This is a genomic window from Bacillus cereus ATCC 14579, from assembly GCF_000007825.1.
Lineage (GTDB): Bacteria > Bacillota > Bacilli > Bacillales > Bacillaceae_G > Bacillus_A > Bacillus_A cereus.
Genome location: NC_004722.1, coordinates 106,767 through 121,152, shown reverse-complemented (window position 1 = coordinate 121,152; position 14,386 = coordinate 106,767). Strand labels below are relative to the sequence as shown.

Genomic DNA, 14,386 nt, shown 5'->3' with positions numbered 1-14,386 from the left:
TTTGACTCATACAATGTCAACTAAGATTAATTGTTTTTATACAAAATTTATGACGGAAAATTTTACTGTTCCACATAAACCTCATCGTTTTCTACGTTCATGTCATCTTGTGTTGTTTTTACAAGATCCACTTTGCGATAACGATTCATACCTGTTCCAGCAGGAACAAGTTTACCGATAATAACATTTTCTTTTAATCCTAGAAGTTCATCGCGTTTACCCTTAATTGCTGCATCAGTTAAGACACGAGTTGTTTCTTGGAACGATGCTGCAGATAAGAATGAATCTGTTTCAAGTGAAGCTTTTGTAATACCAAGTAGAACAGGTCTAGCTGTTGCTGGTTGCTTACCTTGCAGTAAGACCTTAGCATTCGCATCAGTAAACTGATGGATATCTAGTAATGTTCCTGGTAATACATCTGTTTCACCTGCATCACTTACACGAACTTTACGTAACATTTGACGTACCATTACCTCTACGTGTTTGTCACCAATTTCTACCCCTTGCATACGGTATACTTTTTGAACTTCACGTAATAAGTATTCTTGAACCGCCGTAATGTCCGTTACTTTTAGTAATTCTTTCGGATCAATAGAACCTTCTGTTAACTCTTTACCGTGGCTAATTGGCTGTCCTGGAGTTACTTTCAGACGAGCACCGTAAGGAATAGCATACGTACGAGCTTCAACTTCACCCTGTACAACTACTTCTTGGCGATCTTTAACGTCGTTGATCGCTGCGATAACACCGTCGATTTCACTGATAACTGCCTGACCTTTCGGATTACGAGCTTCGAAGATCTCTTGGATACGAGGTAAACCTTGAGTAATATCATCTCCGGCAACCCCACCTGTATGGAATGTACGCATCGTTAACTGTGTACCTGGCTCACCGATAGATTGAGCTGCGATAATACCTACCGCTTCTCCTACTTCTACGTCTGTTCCAGTTGCTAAGTTACGACCGTAACACTTCTTACATACACCGTGGCGAGTGTTACACGTAAACGCTGAACGAATGTTTACAGTTTCAACACCCGAATTTTCAACGATATGAGCGATATCTTCAGTAATTAATTGATTTTCAGCAACTAATACTTCACCTGTTTCAGGATGTTTTACAGTTTTTCTTGCAAAACGTCCAACAAGACGATCATATAATGACTCGATAACTTCATTACCCTCTTTAATCGCACCAATTAATAAACCGCGATCTGTTCCACAATCATCTTCACGAACGATTACATCTTGTGCAACGTCAACAAGACGACGTGTTAAGTAACCAGAATCGGCAGTTTTAAGTGCTGTATCGGCAAGACCTTTACGCGCACCATGCGTAGAGATGAAGTACTCAAGTACTGTTAAACCTTCACGGAAACTCGATTTGATTGGAAGTTCGATGATACGACCAGATGGATTGGCCATAAGACCACGCATACCAGCAAGCTGAGTAAAGTTAGATGCGTTACCACGGGCACCTGAGTCACTCATCATGAAGATTGGGTTGCGTTTATTCAAGGATTTCATCAGTTTTCCTTGGATAACATCTTTTGCATTACTCCAAATAGAGATAACGCGATCGTAACGTTCTTCTTCCGTGATTAAACCGCGACGGAATTGTTTAATTACATTATCTACTTTTGCTTGTGCTTCGTGGAGAATTTCATCTTTTTCGCCTAATACAAGAATGTCAGATACCCCAACTGTAATACCAGCTTTTGTAGAGTACTTGAATCCTAAGTTTTTCATACGGTCAAGCATGCGAGACGTTTCTGTAATTTGGAAACGTTTGAACACTTCCGCAATGATGTTACCAAGGATCTTCTTGCTAAATGGCGCCACTTCTTCGCGACTAGCAATAATTTCTTTAATGTTCGCACCTTTTTCAACGAAATATTTCGCTGGTGTTTCTTTTTCAAGGTTTGAATTTGTTGGTTCATTAATATAAGGGAACGACTCTGGTAAGATTTCGTTAAATATTAATTTACCAACTGTTGTTAATAGAAGCATACTCTTTTGCTCTTCAGTAAATGTTGCGTTGTTTACTGCACTTGCAGCTACTGCAACACGTGTATGAAGATGAACATATCCATTTTGATATGCAAGCAATGCTTCGTTTGCATCTTTGAAGACCATACCTTCACCGATTGCACCTTCACGCTCAAGTGTTAAGTAATAGTTACCTAATACCATATCCTGAGATGGAGTAACAACTGGTTTACCGTCTTTCGGGTTCAAGATGTTTTGTGCCGCTAACATAAGAAGACGAGCTTCAGCTTGAGCTTCTGATGATAAAGGTACGTGAACGGCCATTTGGTCACCGTCAAAGTCCGCGTTGTATGCAGTACATACAAGTGGGTGAAGACGGATTGCGCGACCTTCTACTAATGTAGGTTCAAACGCCTGGATACCAAGACGGTGAAGTGTTGGTGCGCGGTTTAGAAGTACTGGATGTTCTTTAATCACAGACTCTAAAACGTCCCAAACTTCAGGTTGTACACGCTCGATTTTACGTTTCGCACTCTTAATGTTATGTGCTAATCCTTTTTCAACTAACTCTTTCATTACGAAAGGTTTGAACAGTTCAAGCGCCATTTCTTTTGGCAATCCACATTGATACATCTTTAAGTTCGGTCCTACAACGATTACAGAACGACCAGAGTAGTCAACACGTTTACCTAATAAGTTTTGACGGAAACGTCCTTGTTTACCTTTAAGCATGTGAGATAGTGATTTTAATGGACGGTTACCTGGCCCAGTAACTGGACGGCCACGACGACCATTATCGATTAATGCGTCTACAGCTTCTTGTAACATACGTTTTTCGTTTTGAACGATGATGCTTGGTGCACCTAAGTCCAATAGACGTTTTAAACGGTTGTTACGGTTAATTACACGACGGTATAAGTCGTTTAAGTCAGAAGTAGCAAAACGTCCACCGTCTAACTGTACCATTGGGCGTAGTTCTGGTGGGATTACTGGTAGAACATCTAAGATCATCCAAGACGGTTCATTTCCAGAGTTACGGAATGCTTCTAATACTTCTAGACGTTTAATAGCACGAGTACGGCGTTGTCCTTGTGCTGTTTTTAATTCTTCTTTTAAGAAGTCTACTTCTTTATCTAAATCGATGTCTTGTAGTAGCTTTTTAATTGCTTCTGCACCCATAGCAGCTTGGAATGTGCTACCATATCGATCACGATATGCACGGTATTCTTTTTCAGAAAGTAATTGCTTCTTATCAAGTGGTGTATCTCCACTTTCTGTTACAACATAAGAAGCGAAATAAATTACTTCTTCAAGCGCGCGAGGGGACATGTCTAAGACAAGTCCCATGCGGCTCGGGATACCTTTGAAATACCAAATATGAGATACAGGAGCAGCTAATTCGATATGACCCATACGTTCACGACGTACTTTTGCACGCGTTACTTCAACACCACATCGATCACAAACTACACCTTTATAACGTACACGTTTGTATTTTCCGCAATGACATTCCCAGTCCTTTTGTGGTCCGAAAATACGCTCACAGAACAAGCCATCTTTTTCAGGCTTTAACGTACGATAGTTAATAGTTTCTGGTTTCTTAACTTCACCGTATGACCAAGAACGAATCTTGTCAGGTGAAGCAAGTCCAATCTTCATATATTCAAAGTTATTTACATCTATCAAGGGGCCTACCTCCCTTTTAGTCTACAGGTTATCCCAATTATTCCTTAGTTGTCTCAACTTCGACATTCAATTTATCTGCTGATTGATGATCATCGTCATCTTCTGTATCACGCATTTCAATTTCTGTATCGTCGCTAGACATCATTTTAACGTCCATACCTAAACTTTGCAGCTCTTTAATCAATACTTTGAATGATTCAGGAACGCCTGGTTCTGGAACATTTTCGCCTTTAACAATTGCTTCATAAGTCTTAACACGTCCAACAACATCATCAGACTTCACTGTTAAGATTTCTTGAAGAGTATAAGCAGCACCGTAAGCTTCAAGTGCCCAAACCTCCATCTCACCGAAACGCTGTCCACCGAACTGAGCTTTACCACCAAGAGGTTGCTGCGTTACAAGTGAGTATGGTCCAGTAGAACGAGCATGAAGTTTATCGTCAACCATGTGCGCAAGTTTGATCATATACATGACACCAACAGATACGCGGTTATCGAATGGTTCACCAGTACGTCCGTCATACAGGATTGTTTTCGCGTCATTTGCCATACCAGCTTCTTCAATTGTGCCCCAAACATCTTCCTCACGAGCACCATCGAATACTGGTGTTGCAATGTGAATGCCAAGGTATCTTGCTGCCATACCAAGATGAAGCTCTAATACCTGACCGATATTCATACGAGATGGTACCCCTAATGGGTTTAACATGATATCGATTGGCGTACCGTCTGGTAGGTAAGGCATATCTTCTTCTGGTAAAATACGAGAAATAACACCTTTGTTACCGTGACGTCCGGCCATCTTGTCACCTTCAGAAATTTTACGTTTTTGAACGATATATGCACGTACAAGTTGATTCACGCCCGGTGGCAATTCATCGCCATCTTCACGGTTGAATACTTTTACGTCTAAGATAATACCGCCACCACCGTGTGGTACACGTAGTGATGTATCACGTACTTCACGCGCTTTTTCTCCAAAGATAGCATGTAATAGACGTTCTTCAGCTGTTAATTCTGTTACACCTTTAGGTGTTACTTTACCAACAAGTAAATCTCCATCTTTTACTTCAGCACCAACGCGAATGATACCGCGCTCGTCAAGGTTACGTAATGCGTCTTCCCCAACGTTTGGAATGTCACGTGTAATTTCTTCTGGTCCAAGCTTCGTATCACGAGCTTCTGATTCATATTCTTCAATATGAATAGAAGTGTACACATCATCTTTTACAAGGCGCTCACTCATGATGATCGCATCCTCGTAGTTATAACCGTCCCAAGTCATGAAGCCAACAAGCACGTTACGTCCAAGTGCTAGTTCACCTAATTCCATAGAAGGACCATCCGCAAGGATTTCACCTTTTACAACTTCATTTCCAACACTTACGATTGGACGTTGGTTGTAACAAGTTCCTTGGTTAGAACGAATGAATTTTTGCATTTTGTAGCGATCTAAGTCGCCTTTTACTGTTTGACCGTCAACTTCTACATAGCGACGTACCCAAACTTCACGTGCTTCTACGCGCTCAACAACCCCAGGATGTTTACAGATTACTGCAGCACCTGAGTCTTTTGCTGATACGTACTCCATACCTGTACCTACAATCGGAGATTCCGGATTCATTAACGGAACCGCCTGACGTTGCATGTTCGCTCCCATAAGTGCGCGGTTAGAGTCATCGTTTTCTAAGAACGGAATACAAGCTGTCGCTGCCGACACTACTTGTTTTGGAGATACATCCATGTAGTCGATGCGTTCTCTATTTGTGACAATGTTTTCACCACGGAAACGAGCTACGATATCTTCACTTAGGAATTCACCTTCGTCAGATAATTTCATATTCGCTTGGGCTACAACATAGTTATCTTCTTCATCTGCTGTTAAGTAATCAACATGCCCTGTTACAAGACCAGTTTCTGGGTCAACACGACGGTATGGTGTTTCAATGAAACCAAACTCATTTACTTTCGCGAACGAAGATAATGAGTTAATCAAACCGATGTTTGGTCCCTCTGGTGTTTCAATCGGACACATACGACCGTAGTGAGAGTAATGAACGTCACGCACTTCAAAGCCTGCGCGCTCACGCGTTAAACCACCAGGTCCTAATGCAGATAGTCTTCGTTTATGAGTTAACTCTGCTAATGGGTTTGTTTGGTCCATAAACTGAGATAACTGAGAACTTCCGAAGAACTCTTTAATAGATGCAATAACAGGACGAATATTAATTAGTGCCTGTGGTGTAATTGCATTTGTATCTTGGATCGACATTCTCTCACGAACAACACGTTCCATACGAGAAAGACCGATACGGAATTGATTTTGTAACAGTTCTCCAACAGAACGCAGACGACGGTTTCCTAAATGGTCAATATCATCTGTATCCCCTACTTTGTATAGTAGGTTGAAGAAGTAACTGATAGAAGCAAGGATATCACCTGGTGTGATGTGTTTCACATCACGAGTAATGTTTGCATTACCAATTACATTAATTACGCGTTCGCCTTCCGACTCAGGAGCATAAATCTTAATAGATTGCAGCTCAACATCGCCTTCTACCACTCCACCCATTGGTTTCGCTGTTTTGAATCCAATGTTTTTCTCTAAGTAAGGTAAAATGCGATCAAGTGTACGACGATCTAAGATTGTTCCTTCTGCCGCTAAAATTTCACCAGTTTCTGGATCCACTAATGTTTCAGCTAAACGTTGATTAAACAATCTGTTTTTAATGTGTAACTTCTTGTTGATCTTATAGCGACCTACATTTGCTAAATCGTAGCGCTTTGGATCAAAGAAACGAGACACAAGTAAGCTCTTAGCATTTTCTACTGTTGGTGGTTCACCAGGACGTAGACGCTCATAAATTTCAAGCAATGCTTTTTCTGTGCTATCTGTGTTGTCTTTTTCTAATGTGTTGCTTAAGTATTCGTTATCACCTAAAAGCTCGGTGATTTCTTGATCAGAGCCAAACCCTAATGCGCGTAACAAAACAGTTACAGGAAGTTTACGCGTACGGTCAATACGCACATATACAACATCCTTAGCATCTGTCTCATACTCTAACCAAGCTCCGCGGTTTGGAATTACAGTAGCAGTAAAACCACGTTTTCCGTTTTTATCCACTTTGCCACTATAGTATACGCTTGGAGAGCGAACTAACTGGGAAACGATAACACGTTCTGCACCGTTAATTACGAATGTTCCAGTCTCTGTCATGAGTGGGAAATCTCCCATGAACACATCTTGTTCTTTTACTTCACCAGTTTCCTTGTTGATTAGACGCACTTTTACACGAAGTGGTGCTGCATACGTCACATCACGCTCTTTGCATTCGTCTACAGAGTATTTAGGTTCACCTAAGCTGTAGTCGATAAATTCAAGCGATAGATTTCCCGTAAAGTCTTCAATCGGAGAAATGTCTTGGAACATTTCTCGCAAACCCTCATCAAGAAACCACTGATAAGAAGAGGTTTGAATTTCGATAAGATTTGGTAACTCTAATACTTCACTAATACGGGCATAACTTCTTCGTTGGCGGTGGCGTCCGTATTGAACTAGTTGACCTGTCAACTGCTTCACCCCTCAAATCATGAGTATTATAAATGCACAAAAAATTTGTGCAAAATCACAAATAAATACAACTACTGCTATTAGCGTAGTCTCTTTCTCTTAAAGATAAATACGTTGAGTCTTTCTACCTGCTCAAAAAAGAAAAATGGCTTCTATAAGAAAACCATCATTCTGTTTCATAATCTGCTGATTTTACTATCTTTTCCAAGAGAAACAAAAATATACATCTTTCTCAACGCAGAAAATCATATATTGGCATTGTATAATGTTAACATAGCCAAAAATAACCGTCAACGTTTTTTTGATTTTATGATATAATATCCTTTTTTCTTTTCTACAACCTCAACCTCAGAAAATACTTCTTCTAGTTTTTTTAGCGCAGACGGTGCACCTTGTTTCTTTTGAATAACAATCCAAAGTTCTCCACCTGGAACTAAATACTCCACAGCTTTTTCTAAAATCTCATGTACGATATCTTTACCCGCACGAATTGGAGGGTTAGATAGAATAGCAGCATACTTACCATCTACATTTTCATAGACGCTACTTTGAAAAATACGTATATTCTTGATTTTGTTATTAGCGGCGTTTTCTTTCGCAAGCCCAAGTGCCCTCTCATTCACATCCACCATGTGAACTTCACGACCTTGAAACTCTTTCGCTAACGACAAACCAATAGGACCGTATCCGCAACCTACGTCTAATATATTACCTTTAATATCTGGCATTTGAAACGCTTCAATTAAAAGACGGGAACCAAAGTCCACTTCGTTTTTCGAGAACACCCCATGGTCAGATAAAAAAGTAAATCGAGATCCACGAAGGGCAAACTCCCATCGCTTACGATCACTTTTACTAGAAGGGTCGTTAGAAAAATAATGGTCTGCCATATGGCCACCTCTTTTCTTTACAGTTAAAAAAAAAGCTCGCATGAGAGCGAGCTTTTTTTAAAGCATCAAAAGTTAATTACTTAACTTCTACAGCAGCGCCAACTTCTTCAAGTTTAGCTTTGATTTCTTCAGCTTCTTCTTTAGCAGCAGCTTCTTTGATTACTTTTGGAGTGTTGTCAACTAATTCTTTAGCTTCTTTTAAGCCAAGACCAGTGATTTCACGAACAACTTTGATAACTTTGATTTTTTGTGCACCAGCGCTAGTTAGTTCCACATCAAATTCAGTTTTCTCAGCAGCAGCTTCTCCAGCGCCACCAGCAACAGCTACAGGAGCAGCAGCAGTTACGCCGAATTCTTCCTCGATAGCTTTTACTAAGTCGTTAAGTTCTAATACAGTCATAGATTTAACTGCTTCAATGATTTGTTCTTTAGTCATTGTAAATATCCTCCCTTAAATAGGTTTGTATTGGTTTATCGATAATACGTAATTATCTTTTAAAAAATTAAGCGCCTTGCTCTTCCTTTTGGTCTGCAACTGCTTTAGTAGCAAGTGCAAGGTTACGGATTGGAGCTTGAAGAACGCTAAGAAGCATAGAAAGTAAGCCTTCACGTGATGGAAGAGTAGCGATTGCTTTAACCTCATCAAGTGTTACAAGTTTACCTTCGATTACGCCCGCTTTAATTTCTAAAGCTTCATGATCTTTAGCGAAGTCGTTTAATACTTTCGCAGGAGCAACTACATCCTCGTTACTGAACGCGATTGCGTTTGGTCCTGTTAAGAATTCATTTAACTCAGCCATTTCAGCAGATTCTGCAGCACGACGAGTTAGAGAGTTTTTGTAAACTTTGAACTCAACGCCAGCCTCACGTAATTGCTTACGTAATTCTGTTGCTTCAGAAACTGTTAAACCACGGTAGTCAACAACGATTGTAGATTTACTAGCGCGAAGTTTGTCCGCGATTTCAGTTACAACTTGTTGTTTAGTTTCCATTACTTTGCTCATGTTATTACACCTCCTGTAGATTATATAGAAGATGTACCGAAAGTGCACTAAAAACCTCCATGCCCAACTTGTAGACATGGAGGCATATAGTCACAGAAAAAAGATTCCGCTTCGTATATTAACACCTGGGTAGGAAATTAAGTCTATTGACACCTACTGTCTACGGTACACTAATTAAATTCACAACATAAATGATTATATTAAAACTTCTTTATGAAGTCAACTTCCAAAATTTACGCTAATGTAGAAACGTCTACACGTACGCCAGGTCCCATTGTAGAAGCAACTGTTACGTTCTTCATGTAAGTACCTTTTGCAGCAGCTGGCTTAACTTTTTGTAAAGTGTCAGCAATTGTTTTGAAGTTTTCTACTAATTTAGCATCTTCGAAAGATACTTTACCGATTGGAACGTGGATGTTACCAGCTTTATCAACGCGGTATTCAACTTTACCAGCTTTGATTTCGTTAACAGCTTTAGTTACATCGAAAGTAACTGTTCCAGTTTTAGGGTTTGGCATTAAACCTTTAGGTCCTAATACGCGACCCAGTTTACCAACTTCACCCATCATGTCAGGAGTTGCTACTACTACATCGAAATCGAACCAACCTTGTTGGATTTTACCGATGTAATCAGTATCGCCTACGAAGTCAGCTCCAGCAGCTTCAGCTTCTTTAGCTTTTTCACCTTTAGCAAATACTAATACACGTTGTACTTTACCAGTACCGTGTGGAAGAACAACTGCGCCACGGATTTGTTGGTCAGCTTTCTTAGGGTCAACACCTAAACGGAATGCAGCTTCTACAGTTGCATCAAATTTAGCTGTGTTTGTTTTCTTTACTAACTCTACTGCTTCTGTTGCAGAGTAAGCAGCTGCACGATCAACAAGCTTTGCAGCTTCTACGTACTTTTTACCTCTTTTAGCCATTTTCATTTCCTCCTCGAATGTGGTTTTAGCGGAATAACCTCCCACGTTTACGCCTGTTTTCAGGTATAACCTGAGGATGAGCGCCATCCATTTATTTAAAAACGATAATCATTTACGATAATAAAGGTTGCGAATTGGAATTCCAGACCCGCAACCTTTTTTAAAAACAAATCGAATTAATCTTCGATAACGATGCCCATACTGCGTGCAGCACCTTCAACCATACGCATTGCAGCTTCTACACTAGCAGCGTTTAGGTCAGGCATTTTAGTTTCAGCGATTTCGCGTACTTTATCACGCTTAACAGTTGCCACTTTATTACGGTTTGGTTCACCAGAACCAGACTCAATACCAGCCGCTTTCTTAAGAAGAACAGCAGCAGGAGGAGTTTTAGTAATGAAAGTGAATGAACGGTCCTCAAATACCGTAATTTCAACAGGGATGATAAGACCAGCTTGATCTGCTGTACGAGCGTTAAACTCTTTACAGAAGCCCATGATGTTAACACCTGCTTGTCCTAATGCTGGACCAACTGGTGGAGCTGGGTTAGCTTTACCTGCAGGAATTTGAAGCTTTACCATTTTAATTACCTTTTTAGCCACGAGACACACCTCCTTAAGTCCGTGATGTGGTCAATTGGACAGTGATTTGCCCTCCCACGTCATATTTTATCTGTAAGGATAAAATCTTTCAAAAAACGTCTCCGATAACGAAGACGTACTGACTTAAAAGATATTATCACTTTTTACAATTCATTTCAAGTTTCATTTTATAATTTTTCAATTTGATGGAAGTCAAGTTCAACTGGAGTCTCGCGACCAAACATGTCCACAAGCACGCTAACCTTTTTCTTCTCCACATCAATTTCTTCAATAGCACCTGTATAATCTGCGAATGGTCCCTCATTTACACGTACTGTCTCATGAAGTTCAAAGTCGAAATCAACCACTTCGTTATCCATTCCCATATGTTTCATAATGGTAACAACTTCCTCTTCTAATAGAGGTGATGGTTTAGATCCAGAACCAGAAGAACCAACGAACCCAGTTACACCCGGCGTGTTACGTACAACATACCAAGAGTCATCAGTCATGATTAATTCTACTAATACATAACCTGGGAACACTTTTCTTTTCATTAATTTTTCTTTTCCGTTTTTCATTTCTACTTCTACTTCTTCCGGGACAACAACACGGAAAATTTTATCTTGCATACCCATTGATTCTACACGTTTCTCTAGGTTTGCTTTTACTTTATTTTCATATCCAGAATAAGTATGGACAACATACCAACTTTTTTCCATTCATTTAGGACGAGCGTCCTTCCCTCCCTGACGTACATTTTTTTGCGCAAATGAAAAAACCCGTTCACCGGGCTTTTACACAGTTCTTATAAATAACATTATATCATGGATAAGTGCTTCTTATTCAAGAATTAACCAAGAATTAACCGAATTAAAGAAGAAATGCCCATATCAACTACTGCGAAGAAAATCGCAAAGAACACAACTGTAGCAACAACAGTCGCTGTTGAGCGGAGTAATTCATCTTTTTTAGGCCAACTTACTTTTTTCATTTCGCGACCTACATCGCCGAAAAAGTTCGTTAAACGCATCTGCGGGACCTCCAGTGTATTATTTCAATTATTTATTTTGTTTCCTTGTGAACTGTATGCTGATTGCATGTTTTACAAAACTTTTTTATTCAAGTCGCTCTATTGAGCTCGTATCTTTCATAGTAGAGTAGTTTCGATTTTTACACTCTTCACATGAGAGTACAACTTTTTTCCTCATTAGTTACACCAACCTTGTAACATTATGTCCCTAAAAATGTATCATACAATAAAAGACAATGTCAATGACATGCATTTTGTACTCTCTACAAAAGAAAACAGGTGATTTATTTTACACCTGTAGCACTTGTTACTTCTTATGAATTTAAAGTTGTACTTTCTCTCATTTCCATATATCGTTCCAATTTTCTCTTTACTCTTTGTAAAGCGTTATCAATAGATTTCACATGCCTGTTTAACTGTTCTGAAATCTCTTGATAAGAACGACCATCTAAATATAAAGAAAGCACTTTCCTTTCTAAATCGCTTAATAATTCAGATATTTTTGATTCTATGTCTGTATATTCTTCCTGGCTAATGATCATCTCTTCAGGATCAGTCACCTTCGCTTCAGAAATAACATCCAATAACGTTCGATCAGATTCCTCATCGTAAATCGGCTTATCTAAAGACACATACGAATTTAAAGGAATATGTTTTTGTCTTGTTGCCGTTTTAATAGCGGTAATAATTTGTCGAGTGATACATAGTTCAGCAAATGCTTTGAATGAAGACAGCTTGTCCTCTTTATAATCACGAATTGCTTTAAACAACCCTATCATACCTTCTTGAACAATGTCTTCTCGATCGGCACCCACTAAAAAGTAAGATCTTGATTTCGCACGAACAAAGTTCTTATACTTGTGAATTAAATATTCTAGAGCGTCAGTATTACCTTTTCGAACTAACTCAACGATTGCCTCATCCTCTAAATCACGAAATGTAACGTCGCCTATACTTACGAAGCCTGCTTCCACCTTGATCCCTCCGACCGCTATTTATTTAGCAATATTATACAGTAAAAAGATAAAGAGCGTCAATGCTTCAACGCTCTCCTCTTCTTAATTTTTCTAATTTTTCTGTAATATCTTTACTAAATATCTTTCGCATGGCGGGCTGCTGTTCTTTCGTGTCTTTTGTGCGCCTTCTTACTTGTTGTTCCATCGCTTGTACTTCCAACTCTAATTCACGCGCAGATTTTCGAAGGGCACCTTGTCCAAATATAACCCATTGTTCTGTATAATCAGAAGTCGCAACATATATTTGTGTATTTATATTTCTAAGCTCTATCGCAAGTTGCTCTATCTTTTCGTCTGCAGTTTGATTCTTTCGTGTGAATATTACTTCTACACGAGATTGTTTCATCTTTTTTTCAATACCATGGACTGTATAGGCATCAAAGACTATCATCACTTTTGTACCTGTATAACCTTGATAATCCGCCATCTTATCAATAAGCGCATCTCTTGATGATTGTAAATCTACATCCCGCAGTTTCTTCAAATCTCCCCAAGCTCCGATAATGTTGTAACCGTCAACGATTAAAATATCGTTCATTTTTTATTTACCAATTTCGTGACGTTTACGATATACCTCATACATTAACAAACTTGCGGCTACTGAAGCATTTAAGGATGTAACTTTACCAACCATCGGTAAAGTGATTAAGAAATCACACTTTTCACCAATAATACGACTCATACCTTTTCCTTCACTACCAATTACTAACCCAATCGGCATTGTACCATCTAAATTACGGTAATCCGTTTTCCCTTTAGCATCTGTACCAGCAATCCAAAGTCCACGCTCTTTTAATTCATCAATTGTACGAGATAAGTTTGTTACGCGCGCAACAGGAATGTATTCAATCGCTCCTGTTGATGCTTTCGCAACTGATGCTGTAAGTCCCACAGCTCTTCTCTTCGGAATAATAATTCCATGAGCTCCTGTTGCATCAGCAGTACGCATAATAGAACCTAGGTTATGCGGATCTTCAATCTCATCTAAAATCAAGAAGAATGGATCTTCATTACGTTTTTCTGCCACTTTGAATAAATCTTCTAACTCTGCATACTGATATGCAGCTACTTGAGCAATTACACCTTGATGATTACCCTCAACTAATTGATCTAACTTTTTCTTTGGTGCATGTTGTAAAATAATCTTATTTTCTTTCGCTAACGCTAGTACAATTTGTACTTGTCCTTTGGCAGCACCTTCTGCGATCCAAATTTTATTAATATCTCTCCCTGATCTTAACGCTTCAATTACAGGGTTACGTCCGATAATATATTCACTAGTCATGATGATGTGCCCCCTTCCTGTTCTTCTAAAACTGCAATTGCCTTATATACAATTTCGTCTAATCTTTCACGATTATTTAATAAATGATGATAACCAATTAGCGCTTCAAAGGCTGTACTATGTCGATATGTTTGTACATCCGTATTTTTCGGAACTGTACCTGAATTTGCATTACGCCCTCTTCTTAATACCGCCTCTTCTTCCTCTGTCAAAAATGCCGTCTCTAATAAATGATAAACAACTTTTGCCTGTGCTTTTGCTGAAACAAAGCTCGTCCCTAAGCGGTGTAATTGATTAGGGCGAACTTTTCCTTTTTGAAGGAGGTGATAGCGGATATATTGTTCATATACCGCATCACCCATATACGCTAACGCCAAGCTGTTTAATTGCTTTGCATCGATCATCC

The 14,386-nt window shown here is 39.3% G+C and carries 13 protein-coding genes, 1 pseudogene and 1 other annotated feature; all 14 genes and pseudogenes read right to left on the bottom strand.

Features of this window, described 5'->3' with window-relative positions; translation table 11 throughout:
- Positions 1-62: 62 nt before the first annotated feature.
- The 14 genes and pseudogenes from rpoC to BC_RS00570 all read right to left on the bottom strand — a co-directional run bounded on the left by rpoC (position 63) and on the right by BC_RS00570 (position 14,384).
- Complete coding sequence (rpoC, locus tag BC_RS00635; protein ID WP_000567939.1) at positions 63-3,674, bottom strand: DNA-directed RNA polymerase subunit beta'; 3,612 nt, start codon at positions 3,672-3,674, stop codon at positions 63-65.
- Between the two features lie 37 nt (positions 3,675-3,711).
- Positions 3,712-7,245, bottom strand: coding sequence for a DNA-directed RNA polymerase subunit beta (gene rpoB, locus BC_RS00630; RefSeq protein WP_000147553.1), 3,534 nt, complete (start codon positions 7,243-7,245; stop codon positions 3,712-3,714).
- 290 nt (positions 7,246-7,535) lie between these two features.
- Positions 7,536-8,135 carry a class I SAM-dependent methyltransferase gene (locus BC_RS00625; protein ID WP_000763267.1) on the bottom strand — a complete coding sequence of 200 codons (600 nt, stop codon included), beginning with the start codon at positions 8,133-8,135 and terminating at the stop codon, positions 7,536-7,538.
- 76 nt (positions 8,136-8,211) lie between these two features.
- Positions 8,212-8,571 carry a 50S ribosomal protein L7/L12 gene (rplL, locus tag BC_RS00620; RefSeq protein ID WP_000159736.1) on the bottom strand — a complete coding sequence of 120 codons (360 nt, stop codon included), beginning with the start codon at positions 8,569-8,571 and terminating at the stop codon, positions 8,212-8,214.
- A gap of 67 nt (positions 8,572-8,638) precedes the next feature.
- Positions 8,639-9,139 carry a 50S ribosomal protein L10 gene (gene rplJ, locus BC_RS00615; protein ID WP_000048982.1) on the bottom strand — a complete coding sequence of 167 codons (501 nt, stop codon included), beginning with the start codon at positions 9,137-9,139 and terminating at the stop codon, positions 8,639-8,641.
- A gap of 39 nt (positions 9,140-9,178) precedes the next feature.
- Positions 9,179-9,323 (bottom strand) — a sequence feature (ribosomal protein L10 leader region).
- Between the two features lie 49 nt (positions 9,324-9,372).
- Positions 9,373-10,065, bottom strand: a complete 693-nt coding sequence (gene rplA, locus BC_RS00610) for a 50S ribosomal protein L1 (RefSeq protein ID WP_001987630.1) — start codon at positions 10,063-10,065, stop codon at positions 9,373-9,375.
- A 176-nt stretch (positions 10,066-10,241) separates the two neighbouring features.
- Positions 10,242-10,667 (bottom strand): 50S ribosomal protein L11, encoded by a 426-nt coding sequence (gene rplK / locus BC_RS00605; RefSeq protein ID WP_001085871.1) that lies wholly within the window; start codon positions 10,665-10,667, stop codon positions 10,242-10,244.
- Positions 10,668-10,834: 167 nt separating this feature from the next.
- Complete coding sequence (gene nusG, locus BC_RS00600; protein WP_000415794.1) at positions 10,835-11,368, bottom strand: transcription termination/antitermination protein NusG; 534 nt, start codon at positions 11,366-11,368, stop codon at positions 10,835-10,837.
- Between the two features lie 131 nt (positions 11,369-11,499).
- Positions 11,500-11,679: a preprotein translocase subunit SecE gene (secE, locus tag BC_RS00595; protein ID WP_001241323.1), complete on the bottom strand. Its 180-nt coding sequence runs from the start codon at positions 11,677-11,679 to the stop codon at positions 11,500-11,502.
- A 32-nt stretch (positions 11,680-11,711) separates the two neighbouring features.
- Positions 11,712-11,857, bottom strand: a pseudogene (gene rpmG / locus BC_RS00590) (50S ribosomal protein L33).
- A gap of 136 nt (positions 11,858-11,993) precedes the next feature.
- Complete coding sequence (locus BC_RS00585; RefSeq protein WP_000387193.1) at positions 11,994-12,653, bottom strand: RNA polymerase sporulation sigma factor SigH; 660 nt, start codon at positions 12,651-12,653, stop codon at positions 11,994-11,996.
- Between the two features lie 67 nt (positions 12,654-12,720).
- The gene (locus BC_RS00580; RefSeq protein ID WP_000997886.1) at positions 12,721-13,233 is read right to left on the bottom strand and encodes an NYN domain-containing protein; all 513 of its coding nucleotides are present in this window, start codon (positions 13,231-13,233) and stop codon (positions 12,721-12,723) included.
- 3 nt (positions 13,234-13,236) lie between these two features.
- Positions 13,237-13,980 (bottom strand): 23S rRNA (guanosine(2251)-2'-O)-methyltransferase RlmB, encoded by a 744-nt coding sequence (rlmB, locus tag BC_RS00575; protein ID WP_000200237.1) that lies wholly within the window; start codon positions 13,978-13,980, stop codon positions 13,237-13,239.
- Positions 13,977-14,384 (bottom strand): Mini-ribonuclease 3, encoded by a 408-nt coding sequence (locus BC_RS00570; protein WP_000564262.1) that lies wholly within the window; start codon positions 14,382-14,384, stop codon positions 13,977-13,979. The genes rlmB and BC_RS00570 overlap by 4 nt, the downstream gene beginning before the upstream one ends.
- Between the last annotated feature and the right edge of the window lie 2 nt (positions 14,385-14,386).

Excerpts from the sequence above, each read along its gene's own strand:
- BC_RS00570 (WP_000564262.1), bottom strand. The coding sequence starts at position 14,384 with ATGATCGATGCAAAGCAATTAAACAGCTTGGCGTTAGCGTATATGGGT.
- rplL (WP_000159736.1), bottom strand. The coding sequence starts at position 8,571 with ATGACTAAAGAACAAATCATTGAAGCAGTTAAATCTATGACTGTATTA.
- nusG (WP_000415794.1), bottom strand. The coding sequence starts at position 11,368 with ATGGAAAAAAGTTGGTATGTTGTCCATACTTATTCTGGATATGAAAAT.
- rplA (WP_001987630.1), bottom strand. The coding sequence starts at position 10,065 with ATGGCTAAAAGAGGTAAAAAGTACGTAGAAGCTGCAAAGCTTGTTGAT.
- secE (WP_001241323.1), bottom strand. The coding sequence starts at position 11,679 with ATGCGTTTAACGAACTTTTTCGGCGATGTAGGTCGCGAAATGAAAAAA.
- BC_RS00580 (WP_000997886.1), bottom strand. The coding sequence starts at position 13,233 with ATGAACGATATTTTAATCGTTGACGGTTACAACATTATCGGAGCTTGG.
- rplJ (WP_000048982.1), bottom strand. The coding sequence starts at position 9,139 with ATGAGCAAAGTAATGGAAACTAAACAACAAGTTGTAACTGAAATCGCG.
- rlmB (WP_000200237.1), bottom strand. The coding sequence starts at position 13,980 with ATGACTAGTGAATATATTATCGGACGTAACCCTGTAATTGAAGCGTTA.
- BC_RS00625 (WP_000763267.1), bottom strand. The coding sequence starts at position 8,135 with ATGGCAGACCATTATTTTTCTAACGACCCTTCTAGTAAAAGTGATCGT.